A 25458-nucleotide genomic window follows, 5' to 3' on the forward strand; every position below is an offset into this window, starting at 1 on the left:
TGGGGAAACTTCAAGTGCCTTTCCCAGGAGAAGACCGCATGACCCAATCCAGCACCGCCGTGAATGCCGCCGACCTTCAGGATCAGGACGTGGTGATCGTGTCCGCCGTCCGCTCACCCATCGGAGCGATCCGCGGGAGCCTCAGCACCGTCCGCCCGGACGACCTGGCCGCCGTCGTGATCCGGGAGGCCGTCACCCGCGCGGGCGTGCCCGCCGACCAGATCGAGGAGGTCATCTTCGGCTGCGCCAACCAGGCCGGCGAGGACAACCGCAACGTCGCCCGCATGGCCGGCCTGCTCGCGGGCCTGCCGGACACCGTGGCCGGCGTGACCCTCAACCGCCTGTGCGCCTCGGGCCTGTCCGCCATCAACCACGCGGCGCGCGCGATCCGCAACGGCGACGGCGACATCTACGTGGCCGGCGGTGTGGAGAGCATGACCCGCGCGCCGCTGAGCATGCCCAAGGGCGCCGGCGCCTTCCAGAACGGCAACGTCACCGTGTACGACACCACCCTCGGCTGGCGCTACCCGAACCCCGCGATGGAAGCGATGTTCCCGCTGGAGGCGATGGGGGAGACCGCGGAAAACATCGTGGAACGCAGCCGCGAGGGCGCCTACGCCGGCGGGGAGATCACCCGCGCCGAACAGGACGCCTTCGCCCTGCAGTCCCAGCGCCGCACCGTGAACGCCATCAACAGCGGCACTTTCCGGGATGAGATCGTGCCCATCGAGGTCAAGTCCCGCAAGGGCGTGACCGTCTTCGACACCGACGAGCACCCCCGCATGAAGAAGACCGGCGAGACGTACGAACTCGCCACCGACGAGGCCACCATGGAGGGCCTGAAGCCTGCCTTCCGCAAGGGCGGGTCCGTGACCGCCGGGAACGCCAGCGGTCTGAACGACGGCGCCGCCGCACTGGTCCTGATGAGCGCGAAGAAGGCCCGGGAACTGGGCGTCAAGCCCCTGGCCCGCTGGGTGTCCGGCGCGGCCGCCGGCGTGGAGGCCCGCGTGATGGGCCTGGGCCCAATCCCCGCCACCCGCAAGGCCCTGGACCGCGCGGGGCTCAGCGTGGACGACCTGGATCTCGTGGAACTGAATGAGGCCTTCGCCGCGCAGGCGCTGGCCTGCATCCGCGAATTGGGCCTGGACCAGGAGAAGGTGAACGTGAACGGCGGCGCCATCGCCCTCGGGCACCCGCTCGGCATGAGCGGCGCGCGGCTGATCACCGCCCTCACGCACGAACTCGGGCGGCGTGGGCAGCGTTACGGCCTCGCCACGCTGTGCGTCGGTGTCGGCCAGGGCGAGGCGGCCATCATCGAGCGGGTGGAGTCGTGAAGACCGTTCCCGTCATCACCGCGCCGGAGGCCGCCGCGCTCGTGAAGTCCGGCCAGACGCTGCTCGTCGGGGGCTTCGGCATGACCGGCAACCCCGTGCACCTCGTGCACGCCCTGGCCGAGACGGACGTGCAGGACCTCACCTACGTCGCCAACAACGTCAGCGAACCCGGCCTCAGCGGCGGGCGGCTGCTGCGCAACCGGCAGCTGAAAAAGGCCGTGGGCAGCTACTTCACCAGCAACCCCGAGGCCGTCAAGGCCAACCAGGAAGGCTGGCTGGACGTGCAACTGCTCCCGCAGGGCACCCTGGCCGAGGCCATCCGCGCCGGCGGGGCCGGGCTGGGCGGGTTCTTCACGCCCACCGCCGCCGGCACCCTGATCGCCGACGGCGCCGATACCCGCACCCTGAACGGCCAGGAGATGGTGTTCGTGCCGGCCATCCGCGGCGACGTCGCGTTCGTCCGCGCGTGGCGGGCCGACACCGCCGGGAACCTGCAGTACCGCCTGACCGAGCAGAACTTCAACCGCGCCATGGCGACCGCCGCGGACCTCGTGATCGCCGAGGTCGAGGAGATCGTCGAGGTCGGGCAGATTCCCCCGGAGCAGGTGCACACCCCCGGCCTGTACGTGGATTACCTGGTGCAGGCGCACCTCAGCCCGGAATTCCTGGGGTCCAGCGCGAACGTGAAGGGCGGCGCGAAGAAGGTGGACGAGGCCCGCATGCAGATGGCCCGCCGCGCCCTGCGCGAACTGAAGCCCGGCGACGTGGTGAACCTGGGCATCGGCGTGCCCACCCTGGTCGCCGACCTGATCACCCCCGGGCACGGCGTGACCCTGCACACCGAGAACGGCATGCTGGGGGTCGGGCCCGCCCCGGAGGACGGCGGCGCCATGGACTACCCCGTGAACGCCGGGAAGATCCCCGTGACCGCCCTGCCCGGCGCCAGTTACTTCGACAGCGCCGACAGTTTCGCCATGATCCGCGGCCGGCACGTGGACGTGGCGATCATGGGCGGCCTGCAGGTGGACGCGCACGGCAACCTCGCCAACTGGGCGGTGCCCGGCAAGCCCCTGCTGGGCGTGGGCGGCGCGATGGACCTGGCAAGCGGCGCCCGGAAACTCATCATCACCATGAGCCACACCGACCCGGACGGCAGCCCCAAGATCGTGCCCGACTGCACCCTGCCCCTCACCACCCGCGGTGCGGTGGACATGGTGATCACCGACAAGGCAGTGTTCGAGTTCGTGGCGGGTCAGCTCACCCTGACCGAACTGATGCCCGGCGCCACCATGGAGGAGGTCCGGGCGGGCACGGGCGCCTCCTTTGTGGAGGCCCTGCCGGCGGCCGCGCCCGCCTGAGCTTTCCCCACGGCAAGCGTGAAGGAAGGGCTCAGGCCGCTTGGGTAGGGCGTTGGTACGCTGAACGCATGAGCCAGGACGACAAGAAGCACACCCCCGACCCCGGCGTGAAGCACGAGGGCGAGATCAGCAACGTGGACCTTCAGTTCATGGGCACCCCGGACGTGCGCCGCGAGATGCGCGCCGAGGAGAAGGCCGAGGCGAAACTCGCCGACGAGTTCAGCGAGCGCGGCCTGGACCCGCAGGACGTCGCCAGTGCCGGCAGCATGATCACCAGCGACCCCGCCAGCCCCCACCTGCACCCCGGGGACCACACCGAGAAAAACGACCAGGACTGATTCCCGCAACTCGCAGGGCCGCCCACCCGGGCGGCCTTCGTGGTGTTTTCCTTCAGGTCACGTCATGCGCCGACCGGCGGGGGGCCTTAGTCTGCCCGGGTGCCCCTCACCGCCCCGCGCTTCCTGGCCCCGCTGCTCGCGCTGACCTGCGGCGCCGCCCTCGCCGCCCCGCCCATCTGCCCCCCTGAACCGCCCGAATCGCCGGAACGTGAAGCCGCCTGGACCCGCGCCCTGGCGAACCTGAGCACGCTGTCCCTGAACCTTCCCGAGAAGGCGGAACCGACCGTGCTGATGCCGGTGGACGGCGTGCGCGTGCGCGACGTGGACGACACCTGGGGCGGCGCCCGCCCGGACGCGCGCCAGCACGCCGGGCAGGACATCTTCGCGCCGCCCGGCACCTTCGTGCGCTCCGCCACGGACGGCATCGTGTGGCGGATCGGGGAGAGTGCCGCCGGGGGCCGCTGGGTGTACGTGCTGGGCGCCGGTGGACGGCGGTACTACTACGCGCACCTGGACCGCGTGAACCGCGACCTGCGCGAGGGCCAGCGCGTGACCGCCCGGACGATCCTGGGCGTGGTCGGGCAGACCGGGAACGCCGTGAACACGCCCGCGCACCTGCACTTCTCGATCTTCACGAAGTTCGATCCGGCGGCGGAGTGCCGGTTCCTGGCGATCAATCCGCTGCCCCTGCTGCGCGACCGCCCCTGACTTTACCGCCTCTGACCTCAGGGAGAACGCGCCGACCGGTCCACGGGGCGGCGCGTTCACGGGGGGCGAAGTGGATCAGCCTTTCACGGCGCCGGCGGTCAGACCGGACACGATGTTCCGCTGGAACACCAGCACCAGGATGATCAGCGGCACCGTCACTACGATGCTGGCCGCCATGATCGGACCCCACGGCTGGTCGAACTGCGTGGCGCCGGAGTAATTTCCGATCACGACCGGCACGGTGCGGTTGCTGCTGGTGAAGGTGAGGGCGAACAGGTACTCGTTCCAGCAGTTGATGAACGCCAGCAGCCCGGTGGTGACCAGGGCCGGCATCATCACCGGGAACAGCACCAGGAACAGCGTCTGGAGCGGTGAGGCGCCGTCCACCAGGGCCGCTTCCTCCAGTTCGCCCGGGATGTCCCGCACGAAACTGGTCAGCACCCACACCGTGAAGGGAATCGTGAAGATCAGGTACGACAGGATCAGCCCGGCCGGGTTGTTGAACAGCCCCGCGCTGCGGATCAGGGTGAAGAGGCCGCCCAGCACCGCGATCTGCGGGAACACGCTGACCGCCAGGATGATGTACATGATCATCTGCTTGCCGCGGAAGCGGAAGCGGCCCAGGGCATACGCGGCGAAACTGCCGATCAGCAGGCTGATGGCGACGCTGCCGATCGCCACCATCAGGCTGAACAGCAGCCCCTTCTGGAAGCTGGGATTGGCAAGCACCAGCTGGTAGTTCACCAGGGTCCAGGGGGCGGTGATGAACTTGTCCGGGGTGAGCCCCAGGTCACTGGAGCGGCGGAAACTGGTCAGCACCGCCCAGAAGAAGGGCAGCAGCAGGTACGCAGCGATGGCCGTGACCAGCAGGTAGAACAGCGTGCGCTGCACGAGGTACAGGGCCGGGTTGGTGCGTTTCAGGTCCACGGGCCACCTCCGTCGGCCTGGTCAGGGAAGCGCCGCATCAGTCGAACCTCACGCGGAAGGCGGTGACGTACATCACCACGATCACCATGATGATCAGGAAGATCGCCACGGCCACCGCGCTGCCCAGGCCCAGCAGGGAATTGTCGATCAGTTGCAGCCGGGCGTACCCGGTCATGCTGGTCGCGGCGGCCGTGTTCGGCCCCAGCATCACGTACATCACGTCGAAGACGCGCAGCGCGTCCAGGCTGCGGAACACCAGTGCCACCAGCAGCGCCGGGCGCAGCAGCGGCAGCGTCAGGCGCCAGAACTGCGTCCACTTGCTCGCGCCGTCCATGTCGGCCGCCTCGTACATGTCCCCTGGCAGGCTCTGCAGCCCGGCCAGGATCAGCAGCGCCATGAAGGACGTGGTCTTCCACACGTCCACGGCGATCAGGGCCCAGATGGCCTTGTCCGGTTCGGCCAGCAGCGCGATGCCGCGCCCGTCCTCGCTGAAGCGCGACAGCAGACCGTTGCCGATCAGCCCGAACGAGTCGTTGTACATGTACGCCCACATCTGCGCGGACACCACCGTGGGAATCGCCCAGGGCACCAGCATGGCCGTGCGCAGGAACGACCGCCCCCGGAAGGCGCTGTTCACGACCAGCGCGATGATCATGCCCAGCACCGTCTCCAGGAACACCGACACCACCGTGAATAGCAGGGTGTTCTTCACCGCCTGCCACCACTGCGGGTCGGCCAGGAACCCGATGGCGCCGTCCTCGGTGCGGAAGTAGAAGTTGTCCAGGCCCGCCCAGGTCGCCTGGTCGGGGGCGGTCAGGTCGGCGCTGTGAAACGAGAAGAAGATCGTGCGGTACAGGGGGTAGCCGGCCACCAGGGCAATGGCGATCAGGGTGGGCAGCAGCAGCCACATCGCCTGCCGGGCGCGGGCGGCCTCGATCCCGCGCCGCCGCCGGGTGGTGGGCACGGTGGGCGGGGGCACGACGGGGGGTGGAATCGGGGGCGTCTGGGTCGTCATCGTGGACCTCCGGAAGCGGGCGGGGCAGTGGGGAAGCAGGCAGGGACCGCCGGCGTGCCGGGCGGTCCCCCACGGACCGGGCTCAGCCGGTCACGCGGCCGCTCACCAGGCGCGGCCCTTGATGCGGGTGATGTCGGCCGACAGTTTCGCCACGGCCGCCTGGCCTTTCTTCTTGCCGGTCAGCACGTCGGTCACGGCGTTCGCCATGGCCTGGGAGACCTGGTTGTACTTGGTCTTGGTGGGGCCGGACGGGCGCGCCACGGCGCTGGTAAACACGCTGTACAGGCTGCCGAAGAAGGGGTTTTTCGCCAGGACGTCCTTGTCCTTGTACAGGCTGACGATGGTGGGGTTGTACGCACCCTCGATCGCGCGGATCTTCTGCTCCTCAGGACCGGTGAGATAGCGCACGAGGCTGATCGCGGCGTCTTGGTTCTTGCTGTACTTGCTCACGCCCAGGTTCCAGCCGCCGAGCGTGGCGGCGTTCCCGGCGCCGCCGCTGGGCAGCGGGGCCACGCCGATCTTGCCCTTGATCTTGCTGTCGTCGCCCTGCCCGAGCGCCCAGGCGTACGGCCAGTTGCGCATGAAGGCGGCGTTGCCGGCCTGGAAGATGCCGCGGGCTTCTTCCTCGCCGTAGGTGGTCACGCCGGCGGGGCTGATGGTGCGGATCCAGCTGGCGGCGGTGTCCAGCGCCTTGGCGGCCTTGGCGTTGTTGATGGTGACCTTGCCGCTGGCGTCCACAACGGTGCCGCCGCCGTGCGACACGATCCATTCCATGGCGTCGCACACGAGGCCCTCGTAGTTCTTGCCCTGGAAGACGAACCCGGTGAAGGCCTTGTTCGTCTTCTGCTCGCCGTCCTGGATCTTCTTCGCCATGGTGGCGAGTTCCGCCCAGGTTTTCGGGGCGCTCTTGTAGCCGTACTTGGCGAGCAGGTCGGTGCGGTAGTACAGCAGGCCGGCGTCGGTGAACCAGGGCAGCGCCATCAGCTGGTTGTCCACGGTGTTCGCGGCGATGATGCCCTTGAAGTGGGCGTTCACCTCGGCGGCCGGGACCTTGGTCTTGAGGTTCACGAAGTGCTGGGCGAGCTGCCCGGGCCAGACGATGTCCAGCTGGTACACGTCGATGTCGCTGCTCTTGGCGGCGAGCTGCTGCTTGTACAGGCCCAGGCGGTCGTTCGTGAGGTTGGGGCTCTCGAAGATGTTCACGGTGTTGCCGGTCTTCTTGGCCCAGCGGGCGGCGCCGTCCTTGCACATCTGGAGTTCCATGCCGACGGTGCCGCAGGCCATGGTGACCGTGACCGCCTGCGACTGGCTGGCGGAGGCCAGGGTGAGGGCGAGGGTGGCGGCGGCGAGACAGCGGGTGCTCTTACGCATAATCACTCCTGGGCGGGGCGCCGGGCCCCACGACTGAATGGAATTCCGGACAACGGACTCCCGTGACGGAAGCGTTTCCAAACCTGTGCTGTTGGTGCCCGAAGGCTACACCCGGCCCCCACACCTGTCAATGACCCACACGAATGGTGCACAAAGAAAAAGGGCGTGCAGGACGCACGCCCCCAGAGCACAGCCGGACTCAGCGGCGCGCGGCCAGCTCGTACGCGGCGTCCCGCGTGCCCGTCCCGGTCTTCACCAGCTGCCCGTCCAGCACCAGCCGCCGCAGCACCCGCCACGCCTGCTGCGTGCTCAGCCGGCAGGTCTCCCGCAGGTCCACGTTCCGCACCCGGCCGCGCTCCCGCGCCAGCGCCAGCGCCACCGCGCGCACCTCCGCCAGGCTCGGCCCCTGCGCCTCCGAGGCCGCCGGCTCGCGCCACGCCCGGGGGGCCGTAGCCCGGGCCGGCGTGCGGCTCACCGGCCCGGCCATGACCGCCGCAGTCTCAGGGGAGACCGGCTCCCGGACCACCGCGGGTGCCTTGTCCTGTCCCGCCGGGCGGCGCTGGCCCAGGGCCACCTGCACCTCCGCGCTCAGCTCGTACGCGATGCCGCGCCCCACGCCCGTGCGCGCGATCAGGCCGTGCTGCTCCATGCCGCGCAGCAGCCGCGGCGTGCGGTCCTCCGGCAGCTGCAGCGCCCGCGCCAGGGTCGCCCGGGTCGCCTCGCCCTCGCGCGCCAGCAGGCTCAGCACGATCAGCATGTCCAGCGACAGCGTCTGCATCTCCTCCTGCTTTCTGGCCACGAACCGCACGAACTCCGCGTCGAACCCCGGGCTGTGCAGCGCCAGCGTCACGGCGTCGGCGTACGACGTGAACTCCGGCGGTTCCTTGCCGTGACGCAGCATCAGGCCGTACATCTTGTCCACGCCCACGCCCGCGCGCTCCACCAGCCCCAGCCGCGACAGCACCTCCGCCAGCAGCGGATTGCGGCGCTTGGGCTGGTGCCGCAGGATGTTCCCCGGCGTGATCCCCCCGGGCAGCCCCCCGGGGTTCATGATCTCCAGCCGGTCCGGGTACAGGTGCACCTGCACGGCGTCCCGCAGGGTGTACTCGCGGTGCGTCAGGGCGTTCAGCAGCGCCTCGCGGTACACCGCCTCGTCCTGGTCCCACACCTCGATCCGGAACAGGCCCACCTGCACCGGCGTGAAGCGGTTCCTGGCCTGAATCAGCTCCTGAAGGCGCGTCAGCAGCGACGGAATCGGGCGCAGCAGGTCCTCCCGGAACTGGAACTCCACGTCCGGCGTCTGGTGGTAGTAGAAGCACACCTCCGCCTGCGGCACGTGCGCCTTCAGGGCCGCCGGCGTGCCCGCCAGCAGAATGGCCGCCAGCGTGGGCCGCAGCGCCCCGCCGCTGTGCACGATCAGGCCCAGTTCCCGCAGGAAGTCCAGGTCCGGCAGGTTCGCCGCCTCCACCCGCCGGCCCAGGTTACGCAGCCGGGCCACCTCCGCCGGGTCCAGGTCCGCCAGGGACGCGTCCGGCGGCACCACCGCCGTGTAATCCTGCGCCGCGACCGGTTCGGCGTCCGCGCCCGCCACCGGCACGAGGTTCTGCCCGTCCCAGGCGATCACCGCGCCGTCCGGCGCGGCCAGCACGTACGGCGCCTGCGGCACGAACACCGCCAGCACCCGCCGCCCCCCCGGCACGCGGTGGTGCTGCACGTTCACGGTAAGGCGCCCGCCGGACAGTTCGAAGATCGCGTGCGTGATCATCAGCGGGTGCAGTTCGCCCGCGTCACCTTGCGAGGCCGGGCTGTCGCCCACGGCGTCCACACCGACCAGGATGGTGCCGCCCCGCGCGTTGGCGAGCCCCACGGCATGTCGCGCGAGGTCCTGCGGCGAGACCTGAAGCGGCAGGTGCACGCAGTTCACGCCGGGCGGGGGCAGCACGCCCAGCGGGGAGAGGGCCTGCGTGGAGGGGTCAGTCACGGCCTGGAAGTATACCCGCCCTCGTCAGTCCGGCGTCCCTGACCGCCTTACCCAGGACCGCTCGGTCCGCACGATTCCGCCCTCCAGCCAGACCAGGGCCACCCGGCCGCCCCGGCCCCACAGCACCGCCCGCTGCCGGAACCTCCGGCCCAGCGCCGCGGCGCCGGTCAGGTCCAGACCGGAAATCAGCCGGGCCTCTTCCTCCCACGGCGCGCTGCCGTTGACCACGGGCCGCGCCGGACGTCCCAGGGCACGCAGCGCTCGGTCCAACTCCGCCGAGGCCGCCCGGTTCTCGGCCTCGGCCTGCGGCTGTCCCGCGGGATTCCATGCGGTCACGATGGCCCACGCCTCCCCGCCCGGCGCCCAGGGGGGACGGCCGTGCCGCACAGGCTCCAGGGTGAACCGCCACCCTGGCGGGCCGTACACCGCCGCCCGGAAGGCCACGTCCTGCCCCGGGTCCGCCACCGGTCAGCGAACGACGGGCGTCATCACGTTCAGCACCTGGCCGTCCCCGAAACGCATGACCAGCGCGACCTTCTGCCCCTTCGTGTACGAGCCGCCCAGCACCACCCGGTACCCGGACAGTTCGTTCAGCGAGAGCTGCCGCTGCACCGGGATGCTCTGCACCACCTTGCAGCGGGGCAGGCACTGCATCAGTCGCGCCTGCCCCGCCGGGCCCCACACCCCACGCAGGGTCGTGAGCTTGCCGGCCGACACCAGCCCGGACAGCAGCAGCACCCCGTTTTTCGTGACCAGCGTGACCTTCGCCGACGGCTGCGCCACCGTCACGCCGCCCATGAGGGCGCACAGCAGCGCCACCCGCACCGCGCGGCCGCTCACGCCTCGTCTCCCGCCATGTCGGCCCCGGTGTCGTCTGAGCCCTCGCCACCCTCCAGGTCCGGCAGTGCGGCGTCCACCGGGACCTTCATGACCTCCCGCAGCACACTCGTGGCGAAACTCCCGCGCGGCAGCGTGAATGCCAGCGTGAAGCCGTCCTCGTGCGCGGTCACGGCCGTGTCCCCGGGGTACACCCGGGTCAGGCGCCGGTCCCCCTTCCGGGACGCGAACGCCTCCGGCGTCAGGTCGAACGCCGCCAGCGCCTCGCGCTCCAGCTCCCCGGCGTCCAGCGTCAGGGGTTTGACCTTCCGGCCGAACAGCGTGCCGGTCGCGCTCACCTCACCTCGCTCCGCCCGGCGCGTCTCCGCAGCGGCGTCCAGCACCTGGAATACGCCGCCGGTGTCGTGCTTCTTCGCCATGTCGCCGGCCAGCAGCGCCGCGAACACGCCGCGTTCCAGGCGCAGGCTCACGAAGCGGTTGAAGATCACGCTCTGCAGGCTGGTCGTCAGAAAGCGCCGCACGCGCGGGTCCCGCACCCGCGACTCGCCCCGCAGGACCCGCAGGCCCTCCTCGGCGTTCACGCCGCCCAGCCCGAAGCGCTGCGGCCCGAAGTAGTTCGGCACGCCCGCCTGCGTCAGGCGCTCCAGCACCCGCGCCGCCCGTCCGGCCTGCCCGGGCGCCTGCCGCACCCGCACCTCGAAGCGGTTGCCGCTCAGGTGCCCCATCGCCAGCTTGTTCCCGTGCCGCGTCACGTCCAGCACACTCACCCCCTCCAGCGAGAACGACCCCAGCCGCCCCTCCACCTTCGCGGGGAGACTCACCCACTGCCGCGTCACGGCGTGCCGGTCCTTCAGGCCGGCCACGCCGATGTCCCGGTCCCGCACGCCCAGCTGCGCCGCGAGCTCCCGCAGGACGTGCGCGGTGGTGTGCCCCCGCTTCTCCAGCTGCACGAACAGGAACTCCCCGTCCCCGGACAGGGGGTAGGCGGGCTGCTCCTCGACCCGGAAATCCTCCGGAGTGACGCGCAGCACGCCGCCCGTCCCGTCCTCTGCGGAGAGCGCCGCCAGGGCGGACCAGTCAAACACCAGACTCACGATGATGCCCACCCTACCGCAGCCGGCCCCCCTGAGGGTGTGAACCGCGCCGCATCCGGACCCGGCGTGGGCGCCCGGCCGCTCAGTTGAGTACCCGTTCCGCGCCGGCCGGGCGCGCCGGCACCCAGTCGGCGCGGAACAGGTGCGGCGGGGCGTCCGGGCGTTCCGGGCGGTACCACACGCGCACGCCGCCGTCCCCGGGGCCCAGCGGCACGAACACCTCCTCGCCCACGCCCAGCACCTCCAGCGGCGTGCCGTCCGGGCGGCGGGGGCGCATCCAGGCGTTCACGCCCGCCGGCGACCACCCCGCCAGCAGCAGCGGGCGCGGCGAGACGTTCCTCAGCTGCGCGCCGTTCCCGGTCAGGGTCACGCTGAGTTCCGGCCAGGCCGGGCTGACCGCCTCGGCCCAGCGGGTCGTGAACCCCACGGTTTTCAGCGGAGGCACCAGAGCCCGCCCGCCCGGCCGGCGCGCCCCGCGCGGCCGGCCCAGCACCGAGAGCAGCACCGCCACGCACGCCACCAGCCCCAGCAGGCCCGTGACGCCCGTCCAGGGGTCCCGCGGCCCCAGGGGCCCCGGCGAGAGGATCAGCGTGCCGGCCAGCACCACCCCCACCAGCGCCCAGCCGACCCGCTCCCACTGCGGCGCGCGGCCCGGAGCAGGGACGAAGGCCGCCGGCCAGAACTCCGCGAGCAGCAGCAGGCCCGCCCCCACCCCGAACAGGGCCGGCACGTCCAGCAGCTGCGCCAGCAGCAGCGCCCCCAGGCCCGGCACCGCCCACCACGCCACGCGCGGGGTGTACCCCAGGCGCGCCTCGCGCCACACCCGGCCCCACCAGTACGCCGCGATCAGGCCCAGCATGACCGCGTACAGCGGGGTCAGCGGCCCGCCCGTCAGCGCCGGAAGCAGCCCGGCCAGCCCCGTGTTCCACCAAGCAGCCTGCATGCCTGTCACTGTCTCACACCTCTCCCCGCGCGCTCAGGCGGCCCGCTTTCATTTCAGCGGCCGCGTTCCCGGTCGTCCGCCCCCGTGTGCCGCCCCAGCCCGCCGGACGCGCCGGGCGTTCCGCCAGCCTGCCGCTCCGGCGACGCGGAGAACCCGGTGGGGGAGAGGCCCACCGTCCCTGGCGCCATCCCGGCGCCGGTGGTGGTGGAACCGACCGGCGGGACCCCGGTGGTCAGGGGCTGCCCGTGTCGCTGCACCTCGTGCGCCACGTGCCCGATCTGGTCTTTCAGGATCTGCTCCCATGCGGTCTGCACGGCGTTCAGGCTGCCCGGCATGCTGAACACCGCCGCGCCCCGCACCAGCCCGGCGGTCGCGCGGGAGAACATGGCCGCGCCGCCCACCTGGGCGTACGAGAGCATCCGGAACAGCTCCCCGAACCCCGGCATGGGCTTGGTGAGCAGCGACTCCACCACCGGCACGGTCACGTCCCGGCCGGTCACGCCGGTGCCGCCCGTCACCAGGACCACCGTCGCCTCGCGGGTCAGGGCCACCAGGGCCGAACGGATCTCCACGGCGTCGTCCCGCACGATGCGCCGCGCCACCACCTGATGCCCGGCGGCCAGCAGCTCGCGGTGCAGGTACGCCCCGCTCTGGTCGGTGGCCTCCTGCCGCGTGTCGCTCACCGTGATTACCGCCACCCGCACCGACGCGGGCGCCGCCGCGCGGTGCTCCTGGGAGGACGCCGAATCGGGGCGGGTGCCGTCGGGGGGCAGCAGGGTCATGCGCTCACGATAGCCAATTCTGGTGCGCCCCAGGGCCGCACATCCCGGGCCTGGCCCGGTTACCGGCCGGCGCTGAGCACCTGCTGCACCCGCTCCGGCAGCGCGGCCCGGTCCGCGCGGGTCACGGCCGCGCGCGGTTTGCGGCCGTGCAGCGCGAGGTACAGCGTGGCCTGCTCGGCCAGGAAGGCGCGGTAGGCGTCCTCGTGGCCGCTGCGCACGCACTCCACGGCCAGCACGTCCAGCTGCTCCGCGAGGTCCCGCAGGGCCAGGAACCGCGCGGCGTTCACGCCACTGTCCCCGAGGCTGTCGGCGTACTCGGTCAGGCGGTGCGGGGCGCGCATCACGACCCGCGCGGCGCGCCGCACGTTCGGGTCCTCCAGCGTCAGGGCGCAGGCCCGGCAGGGCTGCTCCTTGCTGGGCTCTCCGCACACCGGGCAGGGCCGCCAGCCCTGCTCCTCGCGCCACTTGCGGGCCCGCGTGATCGCCTCGGCGGCGCGCAGGGCGGCCTGCTTGAGTTCCGGGTCCTGCACGTCCTGAACGAGTTTCCGGGCGCGGGCCCGGTCGGGGGCGGGCAGCGGCGCGGCGCGCGGCGCATCCGGCGGCGCCTGAATGCTGCCCACGCTGAAGCGGATCTCCGTGACCGGCTGGTCCTTGAGCAGCGCGTTCAGGGCCTTGAGCAGGTGGTGGCGCTGCATGCTGAGGTGGTGCGCGGTGGCGCTGTCCCGCACCTCCACGAACAGCGTCCCGCCCTGCTGCGAGCGGGGCCGGGTGATCCGCGCGAGGTCCGCGCCGACCGCCTGCGGCCACGCCAGGATCGCCTGCGCTTTCTGCACGCCGCGGGCCAGCCGCGCGCTGCTCAGCGTGGCGTTCATGAGTTCGTTCAGGCCGCGCGGGCCGTTCAGGCGGCGCTTCGTCACGAGGTCATCACCCCCGGCACGGCCTCCGCGAGCCCGTCGTCGTGGTCCGCGGGTTCGGGGCCGTCCAGCGTGAAGCGCCCGGCGTGCGCCCGGAAGGTTCGGGTGGCGCCGGGGGCGCGCTCCGTGCCGGTCACGATGGCCTGCGGCACGCTGGCCGCGAGGTCCAGCAGGTACTGGCGCCGCGCCGGGTCCAGTTCCGCGCTGAAATCGTCGATCAGGAGGACCGGTTTCTCCCCGAACTTCTCGGACAGCAGTTCCAGTTCCGCGCGGCGCAGCGCCAGCGAGATCGTGCGGCCTTCGCCGCGGCTGGCGTACTCGGTGGCGGGGAAGCCGCCCAGGCTGAGCAGCAGGTCGTCGCGGTGCGGCCCGGTCACGGTGCTGCCCCGCGCGAGTTCCTCGGCGCGGCGGCCTGCCAGGTCGAAGGCGTACGTTTCCGGCGACGTGGACTCCTGCAGGGTCAGGACCAGCGCCTTGCGGCTGCCGAGCGCGGCGTTCGCGTCCGCGGCGAGTTCCGCAAGGCGGGTCAGGGCGCGGCGGCGGAACAGCATGATGTCGGTGCCCAACTTGAGGAGCGTGTCGTCCCAGACGTGCATGGCCCACTCCTCGCCGGATTTCAGGGCGGCGTTGCGCTGCGAGACGGTGCGCTCGTAGCGCGCGAGCTGCTGCCCGTACCGCGCCGAGAGCTTCGACAGCAGCGCGTCCAGGTACGCCCGTCGGCCCGACGGGGAGCCGAACACCAGTTCGCTGTCCTCCGGGCGGATCCACACGGCGCTGCCGCGCGGCAGGTCCCCGGCGCGCACGCGCACGCCGTCCACCTTCAGCTGCCGCCGCCCGCGGCCCAGCCCGACCTCCTGAATGCTCAGGCTGCCGCCGGACTCCAGGTCGGCCCGCACGTACGCCTCCTGCTCGCCCGCCTGCACCAGTTGCTCCAGGCGGGTCACGTCGGTCAGGCCGGTCAGGGCCAGATACGCGGCCTCCAGCAGATTCGTCTTGCCCGCGCCGTTCTCCCCGTACACGCCGGTCACCCCGCCCGGGAACGACAGGGTGCCGGGCGCGAGGTTCCGGTAGTTCAGGGTGGAGAGGCTGGACAGCTGCACGCCCCGCATTCTACGGTCGCCCGCCCCGGCCCTACTGTCGGTCAGGGCAGGGTGAAGGCGCCGGGCGGCCCTATCCTCGGGGCATGACCCGCACCGGCCGGCTCCTGATCGTCACCCCACACCCCTCCGGCGCGCTGCCCGCCGACGTGCTGCACGACATGCTGGGAGCAGAGATGTTCGAGTCGGGCACCCGCGAGGCGCTGCTGCGCCGCGTGTTCCTGGACGGCGACCCCTTCACGGACCTGATCTTCCACCGGCCCGGCGCGCGGCACGTGCAGGCCCCCTGGAGCCGCTTCACGGTGGACCTCAACCGCGACCGGGACGACCGGGAGGACAACGGCGTGGTCAAACTCACGACCTTCGACCGGCAGGCCCTGTACCCGGAAGGGTTCACGCTGACCGGCGAGGCCCGCGAGGCCCGGCTGCGCCGCACCTGGGACCCCTTCCACACTCTGCTGGACGCCGAGGCCCGCGAGGCGGCCCTGGTGATCGTGGGGCACGCGATGGCGCCCACCGGCCCTGCCCTGGGCCCGGACCAGGGCGCCCCCCGCCCGGCCCTTTGCCTGATGACCGGTACGGCCGGCGAGCCCACCGTGCCGGAGGCGCTCTGGGCGCCGCTTCAGCAGGCGGCCGTGCTAGCCTTCGCGCCGGTGCTGGCGGGCAGCGCCATTCAGGGCGTGACGGTGGGCGTGCCCTGGACCACCGACACCATCAGCCGCCAGCTGAGCCGCGCCGGCACGCCCGCGTTCGGCCTGGAGGTGAACAGCGGCCTGTACCTGGACGGCGGCCAGCCGCGCGACGGCGTGCTGCGGGATCTGAACGCCGCGTTCATCCGGTTCGCGGACGCGGCGCTGGCATTGATCGGGTAATCCAGTTCAGGCGTCGCGGGTGGCGAGGGCGCGCATCGCGCCGATCAGCTCGCGCGCCGCGTCCGGGTTTGCCGCACCCTGAAGGGCCTGCTCCAGCAGCCTGAGGCCCAGCGCCGCTTCCTGCGCCGCCACCGCCTGCGCGTGCGCCACGCTGCCGCTGTCCAGCAGCCAGCGGTGCACGTCCGCGATCACCTGCGGGTCCTTGTCCGGCCGGGGCAGGCGCATCTGCGCCAGGAACGCCTCTCGCTGTTCGGCCGGGGCGTGCTCCAGCCAGTGCAGCGTGATCAGGGTGCGCTTGCCTTCCAGCAGGTCCCCGCCGATCTCCTTGCCGTACTTCTGCGGGTCGCCGGTCAGGTTCAGCACGTCGTCGCGGATCTGGAACGCGGCGCCCAGCGCCCGGCCCGCCGGTTCGAACGCCGCGTGCGGCGCCGCTCCGGCCGCGAGCGCCCCCAGGGCCAGCGGCACGACCACGGTGTAGTACGACGTCTTCAGGCGCACCATGTCCAGGTAGTCGTCCGGGGTGAGGTCCCAGCGGCTGTCCTCCACCCAGCACAGGTCGAGGTGCTGGCCCTCGGCCGTGCGGTGAATCATGCCCAGGAAGGCGTCCATGCCGCCGGGCACGCCGGACTTCCACACCGCTTCCCACATGTAGGCGTGCAGGCCGTCCCCGGCATTGATGGCGAGCGGCACGCCGTGCAGGCGGTGCAGGGCGGGGCGGCCGCGGCGGTCCTCGCTGTCGTCCTCGATGTCGTCGTGGATCAGCACCCAGTTCTGGAACATCTCCACCCCGGCCGCCAGCCACAGTGCGCCGTCCCAGGTGGGCGCGTCCGGATTCAGGCCGTGCGCGCGGGCGGAGGCGAGCACGAGTTCGCTGCGGATGCCCTTGCCGCCGCGCTGCGGGTAGTCGCGGAGCATGGCGGCGTACCCGTCCAGTTCGGGGCGGCGGCCGGGGGCGGGAAGCAGGCTCAGCACACGCGCAAGCAGTTCGGGACGCATCCCGGCCAGTCTACCTGCCTGCCCGGGCGCGTTCCCGCGGCGGGACAGGGTGCAGGTTCGCTGAAGGCCCGCCTGTTCCGGCGGCCGGCCGGGGCGGGCACGCTGAGGGCATGAAGATCGAGCCCCGGATGGACCTGACGGAACTGGCGCAGCACATGGGCCGGGCCACGCCGGCCGAGGCCCGCCGGATGCGGGAGCTGCTGCTGGAGTCCCCGCGTGGCCGCACGGAGGACTTCACCGGGGCGGAATGGGCCGCGCTGGTGCTGCGCGCCGCGGCCGGTGGGGGAGAAGGCGCCCAGGCCGCGGCGCCTGAACCTGATCCTTGAATCAATCCTGACCTAAGACCAACTTTATACCCGGTGAAGTTGCGCTCTATGCGTTCTGAAGGGCGCATCATCCGCGCGCCGGCCCCCCTGGGCAGACTGTCGGCATGACCCTCCTCCTTGCCCTCGGCGCCGTGATCCTGCCCCTGCTGGCCCTGCCCGTCCTGTACCCCGCGAACGCGGAACGCAGCGAATGACCCCCACCTTCCACGCCACCCCGACGCCCCGCCTGTGAACGCGGGGCGTCCGCTTTTTGTCGGCTGGGCAGGCCCAGCAATCTCACGCCGGGGCTGCCTACACTGCCGTATGCCCCGAATCATGTTCGCGCTTCTCGCCTGTGGAGCGGTCACGCTGGCCGCCTGCGCCCCCGCCACCACCCTGGGAAAGACCGCCGCGCCGGCCGCCGTGCCGGACGCCACCGGGCTGTGGACCGGCACGCTGTCCAACCCGGTCGCCGGGACGTACAAGGTCACGGCCCGCCTGACCGAACTGCGTGACCCGTCGGCCGGTGACCTGACCGGCACGGTGGAGGTGGAGCGCTGGGCAGCGCAGCCGCTGCCGGTGCAGGGCAACGTGAACACGGGCGTGCTGAACGCCGAGGGCGCAAACTTCTCGCTGACGTGCACCGGGAAGTTCACGAACCGGACGCTGTTCGAGGGGCGCTGCGAAGCGATCACGAGCACGAACGTGGGCCTGGGCGCGGACCTCGTGCTGGTGCGCCAGGGTTCCCTGTCGTTCTGAGGGCCGGGCGCGGCCCCAGGGGAGCGGAGGCGGAAGGGCGCGTCCGCTCCTTTCGCTGTGCCGGGCGGGCCGGCGGATGTGTGAGGCGGTGCCTGGACAAGGGTCGGGTCTGCCGCTTAAGATTTAGACCGAGTTCAAAATTATAGCGCTGCCCGGAGGTCGCATGCAGAGTCAACCGTACCGAATCAAGAAAGCCGCCGTTATCGGCGCCGGCGTCATGGGCGCCGCCATCGCCGCGCAGCTCGCCAACGCCGGCATCCCCGTCCTGCTGCTGGACATCGTCCTGCCGGACAAACCCAGCGCCGAGAAACCCGACCGCAACTTCCTCGCCAAGGCCGGCATCGAACGCGCCCTCAAGGCCCGCCCGGCCGCCTTCATGGACCCCGCCCGCGCCGGGCTCATCGAGGTCGGCAACCTCGAAGACGACCTGAAAAAACTCAAGGACGCCGACTGGATCCTCGAAGCCATCGTCGAGAAACTGGACGCCAAACGGGAGCTCTGGGAGAAAGTCGAGAAGGTCGCCAAGCCCACCGCGATCATCAGCAGCAACTCCAGCGGCATCCCCATGCACCTCCAGATCGAGGGCCGCAGCGAGGACTTCCAGCGCCGCTTCGTGGGCGCGCACTTCTTCAACCCGCCCCGCTACCTGCACCTGCTCGAAGTCATCCCCACCGCCAAGACCGACCCCGCGGTCCTCAGGGCCTTCAGCGAGTTCGGCGAGAAGACGCTCGGCAAGGGCATCGTCATCGCCAACGACGTGCCCGGCTTCGTCGCCAACCGCATCGGCGTGTACGGCATCGTGCGCGCCATGCAGCACATGGAGAAGACCGGCCTGACCCCCGCCGAGGTGGACCAGCTCACCGGCCCCGCCCTGGGCCGCGCCAAGAGTGCCACCTTCCGCACCGCCGACCTGTCCGGCCTGGACATCATCGCCAAGGTCGCCCAGGACCTGGGAGCGGCCACCCCGGACGACGAGGACTTCACCCTTACGGGCAACTTCCTCGGCATCGTGCAGAAAGGCATCTACGGCGACAAGACCGGCAGCGGCTTCTACAAGAAGACCAAGGAAGGCGGCAAGACCAAGATCCTGAACCTCAACCTCCAGACCGGCGAGTACGAGGACCAGGGCAAGGTCAAGGTCGGCCTGGTGGAAGCGAACAAGGGCAAGCCCCTCGCCGACCGCGTCAGGGCCATGTACGCCGCCGAAGGCAGGGAAGCCGACTTCCTGCGCGGCGCCATGAACGACGGCTTCTGGTACGCCGCCAAGATGGCCGGCAACGTCAGCAACCGCCTCCAGGACATCGACAACGCCCTGAAATGGGGCTTCGGCTGGGAACAGGGCCCCTTCGAGACCATGGACACCCTGGGTGTGCAGCAGGTCATCCAGAACCTCGAAGCCGAAGGCCGCACCCTGCCGCCCCTGCTGGCGAAGATGAAGGAGTCCGGCCGGGACCGCTTCTACGACGGCGACCAGACCGTCACACCCGAAGGCGAGGCCACCCCGTACGAGGCGCCGTACTTCATCCTCACCGACCTGAAGAAGGACGTCACCAAGGTCGTCAAGAAAAAGCCCGGCGCGAGCCTCGTGGACCTCGGCGACGGCGTACTGCTCGTCGAATGGCACGCCAAGATGAACGCCCTCGGCGAGGACCAGCTGCGCATGGTCCAGGAAGGCCACAAGGCCGTGGGGCAGATGGGCTACGCCGGCCTCGTGATCGGCAACCAGGGCGAACACTTCAGCGCCGGCGCGAACCTCCCCCTGATCCTCTCGCAGGCCCAGGCAGACGAGTGGGACGAACTGGACGACATGGTCAAGCAGTTCCAGCAGACCACCACCAGCCTGCGCTTCAGCCCCCACCCCACCGTCATCGCGCCCTTCGGCATGACCCTGGGCGGCGGCGCGGAATTCACCCTGCACGCCGACCACGTCGTCGCCTCAGCGGAACTGTACATGGGCCTCGTGGAAGTCGGCGTGGGCCTGATCCCCGGCGGCGGCGGCACCAAGGAAATGCTGCTGCGCTTCACCGACCAGCTCCACCCCGGCCAGCGCGTCGGCAGTTCCCTGCTGCCCGCCGTGCAGCGCGCCTTCGAACTGATCGGCATGGCCAAGGTCAGCACCAGCGCCCTCGAGGCCCGCAACCTCGGGTTCCTGCGCGACCACGACACCGTCGCCATGAACAAAAACCACATCATCCAGGAAGCCAAGCGCATGGTCCTGGCCCTCGCCCCGGACTACGTGCAGCCCACCCCCCGCCAGGACATCCCCGTCATGGGCGACGCCGCCCTCGCCGCCCTGAAAAGCGCCCTGTACGGCATGCACCGCGGCGGGTACATCACCGACTACGACCTCGTCGTCAGCGAACAGCTGGGCAAGGTCCTCTCCGGCGGCACCGGCAACAACCGCACCGCCAAGGTCAGCGAACAGCACCTGCTGGACCTGGAACGCGAGGCCTTCCTGACCCTGCTGGGCAAGAAGGGCACGCAGCAGCGCATCGACCACATGCTCAAGACCGGCAAACCCCTCCGCAACTGACCCCCGCCGCAGGGAGAATGACCCATGCCCATGACCACGCCCCTGGACCGCCTGAAACGCACGCCCAAACGCCGCCTCGCCCTGTGGGGCCTGGTGGGCTACGGCCTGCTGCTCGGCGCCGCGGCGCTCATCGGCGCGGACATCACCCTGCGCAGCAAGACCAGGTGGGTGAAAGGAACCTTCGCGGTGGTGGGCCGCCGCGGCCGGAACGTGTACCTGCCCGCCAGCCCCGAAACCCTCAGCCGCGGCGTGATCGGCCTCGTGCCCATCCGCCCCAACCGCGGCCACGCGGTGCTGGGGGAAGGCAAGGTGGCCGGCACGCTGGTGCGCCGAGAGATCCTGGAGGAACGCGGCCTGATTCCCAACGGATCGGTCGCCTGGGTGAGCAGCTTCGTGTACAACGGCACACCCGAACAGCTCGGGATTCCTTTTGAGCACACCAGCGTCACGTCCCCCGCCGGGGAGATGCCCGCCTGGCACATCCCCCCGACCGGCCCGGACAAGGACGCCCTGGTGATCGTCGTGCACGGCCACGGCGGACAACGCGCCCAGGGGCTGCGCAGCCTGCGGGCCCTGCAACGCAGCGGCGCCGGCAGCCTGTACGTCACGTTCCGCAACGCGCACGGCGCGCCCCGCAGCGCCAACGGCTACCTCACCCTGGGCGACGAGGAAGCCGAGGACGTCCTCGCCGCCCTGCGCTGGGGACAGGCCAACGGGTACCGCCGCGCCGTCCTGTACGGCTTTTCCATGGGCGGCAACATCGTCCTGAGCGTCCTGCGGGCCCGCTTCCGGCCCCTCCCGCTCCCGGTGCTGGGCGTCATCCTCGACAGCCCCGCGCTGGACTGGCGGGACACCATCGAATGGCAGGGCCGCCGCTTCGGCTTGCCGGCCTTCATGGCCCGGCACGTCGGCACGTTCGTGCAGCACCTCGTCACCCGCCGCAGCGGCCAGAACTTCGACGCGGTGGACCAGCTCAGCGCCGCCCGCCACTTCGACCTGCCCATTCTCCTGTGGCACGGCACCCGAGACCGCACCATCCCCCTCGCGCAGGCCGAGGCCCTGGCCGCCGCCCGCCCCGACCTCGTCGAGTACCACCGCGTGGAAGGCGCCAAGCACATCCGCTGCTGGAACCTCGATCCCGCCCGCTACGAAGCGCAGCTCGAGTCGTTCCTCGGGCGCGTCCTGCACCCCGGGGAAGGCCCGGTATGACCCGCCCCGTGATCGCCCTGCAACGCCTCGCGTACGAGTGGGGCCCGGACGGATGCAGTGCCGCGCTCCTCGCCGCGCGCCGCGCCCTGCCCCGCCACTACCCGCTCCCCACCCTCCTTCCCTCCGGCCTCATGGCGGTCGCGCAGTCCGTGCAGTGGACCGACCAGGACGCCTTCACCCACCCGCACGACACCGTGCAGGTGTACGACGCGGCCACCGCCACCGAGACCGCCCCCCTGCACGTCCCCGGCGTACACGTCACCCCCGACCCGCACGGCCGCACACTCGCCCTGCGGCCCGCCCCCACCACCGGCATTCCCACGGCCGGGCGCCCCTTTCCCCTCCGGCCCGGGCAGACCGCTCGCTTCGAGTGGAACGAACGCCTGGACACCGGCACCGGCCCCCGCTACCGCCACACCATCGTGAACATCGGCCTGTGCGCCCGCGCCCTCACCCCCGACCTGTTCACCCGCCTGCCCGACCTGTACCGCTCGCACATGATCCAGCTGCGCGACCGGACCCGCACCCCCTGACCCCAAGGAGAATCACCCATGCGTGACGCCGTCATTGTTTCCGCAGTTCGCACGCCCGTCGGCCGCGGCGTGAAAGGCACCCTCGCCAACACCCGCCCCGACGACCTCGCCGCCCTCGTCCTCGGCGAAGCCGTCAAACGCGCCGGCGTGAACGCCGACCTCGTCGAGGACGTCTACCTCGGTTGCGCCATTCCCGAAGCCGAACAGGGCCTGAACATCGCCCGCCTCGCCGCCCTGCGCGCCGGCATGCCCGACACCGTCGGCGGCGTGACCATCAACCGCTTCTGCTCCAGCGGCCTGCAGACCATCGCCATGGCCGCCGCCGCCATCCAGACCGGGCAGGCCGACGTCATGCTCGCCGGCGGCGTGGAAAGCATGAGCTTCGTGCCCATGAGCGGCCACAACCCCAGCCCCAACCCGGACCTCGTGGACAGCCGCCCCGGCGCGTACATCGGCATGGGCCTCACCGCCGAGAACGTCGCCGACAAGTACGGCGTGAGCCGCGAGGACCAGGACGCTTTCGCCCTGCGCAGCCACCAGCGCGCCGCCGCCGCGCAGGACGCCGGCAAGTTCGACACCGAAATCGTTCCCGTGCCCGTGCGCGTGGACAAGCTCAAGGGCACCAAGCTGAAATCCGAGACCGTCCAGTTCGACAAGGACGAACTCATCCGCCGCGACGCCAACCTCGCCGACATGGCCAAGGTCCGCCCCGCCTTCCGCCAGGGCGGCAGCGTCACCGCCGCCAACAGCAGCCCCTTCAGCGACGGCGCCGCCGCCGTGCTCCTCATGAGCGCCGACAAGGCCGAGGAACTCGGCGTGAAACCCCTCGCGAAGTTCCTCGGCTTCGCGGTCGCCGGCGTCGCCCCGGAAGTCATGGGCATCGGCCCGGTCGCCGCCGTGCCCAAGGTCCTCAAGCAGACCGGCCTCACCCTGGACGACATCGACCTGATCGAACTGAACGAAGCCTTCGCCGCACAGGGCATCGCCGTGATGCGCGAACTCGGCCTGAACCAGGACATCCTCAACGTCAACGGCGGCGCCATCGCCTTGGGCCACCCCCTCGGGTGCAGCGGCGCGAAACTCACCACCAGCGCCATCTACGAACTCCAGCGCCGCGGCGGCGGCAAGGCCCTGATCACCATGTGCATCGGCGGGGGCATGGGCGCCGCCGGCGTGATCGAGGTGTTCCCCGCCAACGCCGCCGACTGAGATTCAAAGACCGAAGCAACCAGAGGAGGCGACCAGTTTTGGGTCGCCTCCATTCGCTGTCCACCTCAGCTGATGAACTAACCGATCACCGGTCGGTGGGGTCCACCACCGGCGTGTTCTGGTCCTTCTCCCGGGCCACCGGCGACGTGGCCGTCGTCTCGCCCAGCCAGCCCGTCTCCTTCTGCAGGTTCATCTCCCCGTACGCGGTCAGCCACTCGCTCTCGTTCACGCTGTCCAGCGCCCGGCCCGGGTACAGGCGCAGCAGCACGTCACGCATCACCTGCGCTTCGTAATCCGTGGCGTTCTCCAGGCCCAGGCGCTCGTGCACGGCCGTCAGGTCCATCAGGTCAGGTGCGGTCATGCCGGTACTGTGCCGGGCCGCGGCCCAGGCTGGGTGAACGGGCGCCCGGCAGCCCTTCATGGTCCGGGCCCGAAAGGAGAACGCCGGGAACGCCTGTGAGCGGCCCCGGCGTTTCTGTTGCGGCCTTACCGGCCGAGGGCGCTGCGGAAGGTGGCCTGCGCCGACCGGAAGGCGCTGCGGTCCACGCCGGCAAGCCGCTGTGCCGTCAGCTGGTTGCCCACCGAAGCCCGGGCCTGCTCCAGCGCGCGGCGTTTCGCCGTGGCCGTGACCGTCGCGAACGGGTCGGCCGTGACCCGGACCATCAGGAAGTACGTCTGAGCTGAGTTGGCGCTCATCGGGTCGAACCAGGCGGCTCCAGCGAACACCGGCGTGCCTTCCACATTGGTGAATTGGGCGTCGAAATCCTCGGCATACAGGTAAGAGGGTTCGCCCTCCACGTCGGGGAAGAACTGCGTGGCCAGGTACCGCTCGCCTCCGTCTGTCGCCAGGCCGATGGCGGCCAGACCATACTGCTCGGGCTGCGGAGTGAACCGGCCGTACTCGCCCAGACCCAGCACATCGCCCGAGTTCGTTGGGGTCTGCCCGTAGAACACGCTGATGCCCTCGGCGACAAGGGAGGCTTCCAGGTCGTTCGGGTCGGTGAAGGCCACCCACGCGTACTGCCCCTGGTAGGAGGCCTGATTGATGGTGACCGAGGTGCCCCCGACGTTCCCGGCCTCGTCGTACGCCTTGGCGGTCAGGGCTGTCGGCGCGGTGAGGTCCACGTTGAAGCGGCTGGTGGTGTAGGGGGCGGTCGTGTCCGTCTCGATCAGCGTGCTGCCCTGGTAGAACTCGACGCGCTGCACCGCGCTGGCGTCCGACACATTGGCGGTGTAGGTCACGACGCCTGCCTGGGTCAGCGGGCTGCCGGACAGGGTAACGGCGGGCGGGGTGGTGTCGGGAGTGCCGGGCGTACAGGCGGACAGCAGGGCGAGACCGAGCAGCGGCAGGGCAGCGAGGCGTTTCATCGTGGGTCACTCTAGGCCCGGGGCTGGCGCGTGGCGCGCGGATCTGCCCGTCTTGACGGGGGGGTTGGATGGGGGCAGCCGGGAGGGTCAGTCCGTATCGGTGTCGGCCGGCCACCACGTGTCGAACGGCGAGGCCGGCATGGTGCGTTTGTGCCGGGTGTTCAGGTACATGCGCTCCAGGCGCTCGGCGGCGGCCGCGTCCACGGGGCGGCCTTCCAGGTACGCGTCGATCTGGGCGTAGGTGAGGCCCAGGGCGGCCTCGTCGGGCAGGCCGGGGCGGTCGTCTTCCAGGTCGGCGGTGGGGACCTTCTTCCAGGTGCGTTCGGGGGCGCCGAGGTGCTCGAGGAGGGCCGCGCCCTGGTTCTTGGTGAGGCCGGTCAGGGGGGTGAGGTCCACGCCGCCGTCGCCGTATTTGGTGTAGAAGCCGGTGACGGCCTCGGCGGCGTGGTCGGTGCCCACGACGAGGAGGTTGTCCTGCCCGGCGATGGCGTACTGGGCGATCATGCGTTCGCGGGCCTTGATGTTGCCGCGCACGAAGTCCCGCAGCGGCGCGCCGAGCGCCTCGGCGGCGGCGTGGGCGCTGGCGTCCACGGCAGCCCGGATGTTCACGGTCAGGGTGCGGTCGGGGCGGATGAAAGCCAGGGCGGTCTGGGCGTCGGCCTCGTCGGCCTGTTCGCCGTAGGGGAGGCGCACGGCGGTGAACGTGGCGTCGTGCCCTTCGGCGCGCAGGGTTTCGGCGGCGAGCTGGCACAGCCGCCCGGCGAGGGTGCTGTCCTGGCCGCCGCTGATGCCCAGCACGAACCCCCGTGCGGGCGTGGCCCGGAGGTAGGCGGCGAGGAACGCCACGCGGCGGTGGACTTCCTGGGCCGGCTCGATGTGCGGTTGCACGTGCAGGTCGGCGCGGATGCGCTCTTGCAGGGTGGGGCGCTCGGGCATGTGTGAAGTATGCCGGAAGGTGGCGGCGGGGTTCGCGGC

General features: G+C 71.2%; 26 protein-coding genes. 11 read left to right on the top strand and 15 right to left on the bottom strand.

What is annotated here, in order from left to right:
• The first annotated feature begins 38 nt into the window (after positions 1-38).
• The 4 genes from DFI_RS06200 (at position 39) to DFI_RS06215 (ending at position 3738) form a co-directional block, all read left to right on the top strand.
• Positions 39-1334 carry a thiolase family protein gene (locus tag DFI_RS06200; protein ID WP_051307640.1) on the top strand — a complete coding sequence of 432 codons (1296 nt, stop codon included), beginning with the start codon at positions 39-41 and terminating at the stop codon, positions 1332-1334.
• Positions 1331-2692 (top strand): 3-oxoacid CoA-transferase, encoded by a 1362-nt coding sequence (locus tag DFI_RS06205; RefSeq protein ID WP_027462542.1) that lies wholly within the window; start codon positions 1331-1333, stop codon positions 2690-2692. The genes DFI_RS06200 and DFI_RS06205 overlap by 4 nt, the downstream gene beginning before the upstream one ends.
• Positions 2693-2760: 68 nt before the next feature.
• Positions 2761-3030, top strand: a complete 270-nt coding sequence (locus DFI_RS06210) for a hypothetical protein (RefSeq protein WP_027462543.1) — start codon at positions 2761-2763, stop codon at positions 3028-3030.
• 99 nt (positions 3031-3129) lie between these two features.
• Positions 3130-3738, top strand: a complete 609-nt coding sequence (locus DFI_RS06215) for a M23 family metallopeptidase (protein WP_081425793.1) — start codon at positions 3130-3132, stop codon at positions 3736-3738.
• 75 nt (positions 3739-3813) lie between these two features.
• Here the strand turns inward: DFI_RS06215 and DFI_RS06220 are convergent, their stop codons facing one another.
• The 11 genes from DFI_RS06220 to recF form a co-directional block, all read right to left on the bottom strand.
• Positions 3814-4665: a carbohydrate ABC transporter permease gene (locus tag DFI_RS06220; RefSeq protein ID WP_022802182.1), complete on the bottom strand. Its 852-nt coding sequence runs from the start codon at positions 4663-4665 to the stop codon at positions 3814-3816.
• Between the two features lie 37 nt (positions 4666-4702).
• Complete coding sequence (locus DFI_RS06225) at positions 4703-5680, bottom strand: carbohydrate ABC transporter permease (protein WP_027462544.1); 978 nt, start codon at positions 5678-5680, stop codon at positions 4703-4705.
• A gap of 102 nt (positions 5681-5782) precedes the next feature.
• Positions 5783-7051, bottom strand: coding sequence for an ABC transporter substrate-binding protein (locus tag DFI_RS06230; RefSeq protein ID WP_027462545.1), 1269 nt, complete (start codon positions 7049-7051; stop codon positions 5783-5785).
• Between the two features lie 199 nt (positions 7052-7250).
• A complete protein-coding gene (locus DFI_RS06235; RefSeq protein WP_027462546.1) occupies positions 7251-9032 on the bottom strand; it encodes an AlbA family DNA-binding domain-containing protein in 1782 nt (593 codons plus the stop codon).
• A gap of 24 nt (positions 9033-9056) precedes the next feature.
• Positions 9057-9497 carry a DUF3293 domain-containing protein gene (locus DFI_RS06240; RefSeq protein WP_027462547.1) on the bottom strand — a complete coding sequence of 147 codons (441 nt, stop codon included), beginning with the start codon at positions 9495-9497 and terminating at the stop codon, positions 9057-9059.
• Between the two features lie 3 nt (positions 9498-9500).
• Entirely contained in the window at positions 9501-9872 is a 372-nt protein-coding gene (locus DFI_RS06245; protein WP_027462548.1) for a hypothetical protein, read from the bottom strand.
• Positions 9869-10963, bottom strand: a complete 1095-nt coding sequence (truD, locus tag DFI_RS06250) for a tRNA pseudouridine(13) synthase TruD (RefSeq protein ID WP_027462549.1) — start codon at positions 10961-10963, stop codon at positions 9869-9871. The genes DFI_RS06245 and truD overlap by 4 nt, the downstream gene beginning before the upstream one ends.
• Positions 10964-11045: 82 nt before the next feature.
• Complete coding sequence (locus tag DFI_RS06255; RefSeq protein ID WP_081425794.1) at positions 11046-11906, bottom strand: hypothetical protein; 861 nt, start codon at positions 11904-11906, stop codon at positions 11046-11048.
• A gap of 53 nt (positions 11907-11959) precedes the next feature.
• A complete protein-coding gene (locus tag DFI_RS06260; RefSeq protein ID WP_051307642.1) occupies positions 11960-12688 on the bottom strand; it encodes a MogA/MoaB family molybdenum cofactor biosynthesis protein in 729 nt (242 codons plus the stop codon).
• A 59-nt stretch (positions 12689-12747) separates the two neighbouring features.
• Positions 12748-13560, bottom strand: coding sequence for a DciA family protein (locus tag DFI_RS06265; RefSeq protein WP_051138572.1), 813 nt, complete (start codon positions 13558-13560; stop codon positions 12748-12750).
• Positions 13561-13601: 41 nt separating this feature from the next.
• Positions 13602-14711 (bottom strand): DNA replication/repair protein RecF, encoded by a 1110-nt coding sequence (recF, locus tag DFI_RS06270; protein ID WP_051307644.1) that lies wholly within the window; start codon positions 14709-14711, stop codon positions 13602-13604.
• 74 nt (positions 14712-14785) lie between these two features.
• Between recF and DFI_RS06275 the strand changes: the two genes are divergently transcribed.
• Positions 14786-15571, top strand: a complete 786-nt coding sequence (locus DFI_RS06275) for an N-formylglutamate amidohydrolase (protein ID WP_027462552.1) — start codon at positions 14786-14788, stop codon at positions 15569-15571.
• A gap of 6 nt (positions 15572-15577) precedes the next feature.
• Here the strand turns inward: DFI_RS06275 and DFI_RS06280 are convergent, their stop codons facing one another.
• Positions 15578-16567 (bottom strand): polyprenyl synthetase family protein, encoded by a 990-nt coding sequence (locus DFI_RS06280; protein WP_027462553.1) that lies wholly within the window; start codon positions 16565-16567, stop codon positions 15578-15580.
• A 110-nt stretch (positions 16568-16677) separates the two neighbouring features.
• Here DFI_RS06280 and DFI_RS06285 point away from each other — a divergent pair, with 110 nt between their 5' ends.
• From DFI_RS06285 to DFI_RS06310, 6 genes are all read left to right on the top strand, one after another.
• Positions 16678-16893, top strand: a complete 216-nt coding sequence (locus DFI_RS06285; protein WP_043777633.1) for a hypothetical protein — start codon at positions 16678-16680, stop codon at positions 16891-16893.
• A gap of 303 nt (positions 16894-17196) precedes the next feature.
• The gene (locus DFI_RS06290) at positions 17197-17631 is read left to right on the top strand and encodes a hypothetical protein (protein ID WP_022802167.1); all 435 of its coding nucleotides are present in this window, start codon (positions 17197-17199) and stop codon (positions 17629-17631) included.
• A gap of 163 nt (positions 17632-17794) precedes the next feature.
• Positions 17795-20164 carry a 3-hydroxyacyl-CoA dehydrogenase/enoyl-CoA hydratase family protein gene (locus DFI_RS06295; RefSeq protein ID WP_027462554.1) on the top strand — a complete coding sequence of 790 codons (2370 nt, stop codon included), beginning with the start codon at positions 17795-17797 and terminating at the stop codon, positions 20162-20164.
• Positions 20165-20194: 30 nt separating this feature from the next.
• Positions 20195-21373, top strand: a complete 1179-nt coding sequence (locus DFI_RS06300) for an alpha/beta hydrolase family protein (RefSeq protein ID WP_244940334.1) — start codon at positions 20195-20197, stop codon at positions 21371-21373.
• A complete protein-coding gene (locus DFI_RS06305) occupies positions 21370-21906 on the top strand; it encodes a hypothetical protein (protein WP_027462556.1) in 537 nt (178 codons plus the stop codon). The genes DFI_RS06300 and DFI_RS06305 overlap by 4 nt, the downstream gene beginning before the upstream one ends.
• A gap of 18 nt (positions 21907-21924) precedes the next feature.
• Positions 21925-23115, top strand: coding sequence for a thiolase family protein (locus tag DFI_RS06310; RefSeq protein ID WP_027462557.1), 1191 nt, complete (start codon positions 21925-21927; stop codon positions 23113-23115).
• An 85-nt stretch (positions 23116-23200) separates the two neighbouring features.
• Here the strand turns inward: DFI_RS06310 and DFI_RS06315 are convergent, their stop codons facing one another.
• From DFI_RS06315 to nadE, 3 genes are all read right to left on the bottom strand, one after another.
• Positions 23201-23476, bottom strand: coding sequence for a hypothetical protein (locus tag DFI_RS06315; RefSeq protein WP_022802162.1), 276 nt, complete (start codon positions 23474-23476; stop codon positions 23201-23203).
• A 125-nt stretch (positions 23477-23601) separates the two neighbouring features.
• Positions 23602-24483: an Ig-like domain-containing protein gene (locus tag DFI_RS06320; RefSeq protein WP_027462558.1), complete on the bottom strand. Its 882-nt coding sequence runs from the start codon at positions 24481-24483 to the stop codon at positions 23602-23604.
• Positions 24484-24570: 87 nt separating this feature from the next.
• A complete protein-coding gene (nadE, locus tag DFI_RS06325) occupies positions 24571-25419 on the bottom strand; it encodes an ammonia-dependent NAD(+) synthetase (protein ID WP_027462559.1) in 849 nt (282 codons plus the stop codon).
• Between the last annotated feature and the right edge of the window lie 39 nt (positions 25420-25458).

It is taken from the genome of Deinococcus ficus, from assembly GCF_003444775.1.
In the GTDB taxonomy this organism is placed as follows: domain Bacteria; phylum Deinococcota; class Deinococci; order Deinococcales; family Deinococcaceae; genus Deinococcus; species Deinococcus ficus.

Coding starts and splice junctions, on each gene's coding strand:
- DFI_RS06200 (WP_051307640.1), top strand. CDS start 39: ATGACCCAATCCAGCACCGCCGTGAATGCCGCCGACCTTCAGGATCAG.
- DFI_RS06210 (WP_027462543.1), top strand. CDS start 2,761: ATGAGCCAGGACGACAAGAAGCACACCCCCGACCCCGGCGTGAAGCAC.
- DFI_RS06225 (WP_027462544.1), bottom strand. CDS start 5,680: ATGACGACCCAGACGCCCCCGATTCCACCCCCCGTCGTGCCCCCGCCC.
- DFI_RS06230 (WP_027462545.1), bottom strand. CDS start 7,051: ATGCGTAAGAGCACCCGCTGTCTCGCCGCCGCCACCCTCGCCCTCACC.
- DFI_RS06255 (WP_081425794.1), bottom strand. CDS start 11,906: ATGCAGGCTGCTTGGTGGAACACGGGGCTGGCCGGGCTGCTTCCGGCG.
- DFI_RS06260 (WP_051307642.1), bottom strand. CDS start 12,688: ATGACCCTGCTGCCCCCCGACGGCACCCGCCCCGATTCGGCGTCCTCC.
- DFI_RS06265 (WP_051138572.1), bottom strand. CDS start 13,560: ATGAACGCCACGCTGAGCAGCGCGCGGCTGGCCCGCGGCGTGCAGAAA.
- recF (WP_051307644.1), bottom strand. CDS start 14,711: ATGCGGGGCGTGCAGCTGTCCAGCCTCTCCACCCTGAACTACCGGAAC.
- DFI_RS06275 (WP_027462552.1), top strand. CDS start 14,786: ATGACCCGCACCGGCCGGCTCCTGATCGTCACCCCACACCCCTCCGGC.
- DFI_RS06280 (WP_027462553.1), bottom strand. CDS start 16,567: ATGCGTCCCGAACTGCTTGCGCGTGTGCTGAGCCTGCTTCCCGCCCCC.
- DFI_RS06285 (WP_043777633.1), top strand. CDS start 16,678: ATGAAGATCGAGCCCCGGATGGACCTGACGGAACTGGCGCAGCACATG.
- DFI_RS06290 (WP_022802167.1), top strand. CDS start 17,197: ATGCCCCGAATCATGTTCGCGCTTCTCGCCTGTGGAGCGGTCACGCTG.
- DFI_RS06295 (WP_027462554.1), top strand. CDS start 17,795: ATGCAGAGTCAACCGTACCGAATCAAGAAAGCCGCCGTTATCGGCGCC.
- DFI_RS06300 (WP_244940334.1), top strand. CDS start 20,195: ATGACCACGCCCCTGGACCGCCTGAAACGCACGCCCAAACGCCGCCTC.
- DFI_RS06305 (WP_027462556.1), top strand. CDS start 21,370: ATGACCCGCCCCGTGATCGCCCTGCAACGCCTCGCGTACGAGTGGGGC.
- DFI_RS06310 (WP_027462557.1), top strand. CDS start 21,925: ATGCGTGACGCCGTCATTGTTTCCGCAGTTCGCACGCCCGTCGGCCGC.
- DFI_RS06315 (WP_022802162.1), bottom strand. CDS start 23,476: ATGACCGCACCTGACCTGATGGACCTGACGGCCGTGCACGAGCGCCTG.
- DFI_RS06320 (WP_027462558.1), bottom strand. CDS start 24,483: ATGAAACGCCTCGCTGCCCTGCCGCTGCTCGGTCTCGCCCTGCTGTCC.
- nadE (WP_027462559.1), bottom strand. CDS start 25,419: ATGCCCGAGCGCCCCACCCTGCAAGAGCGCATCCGCGCCGACCTGCAC.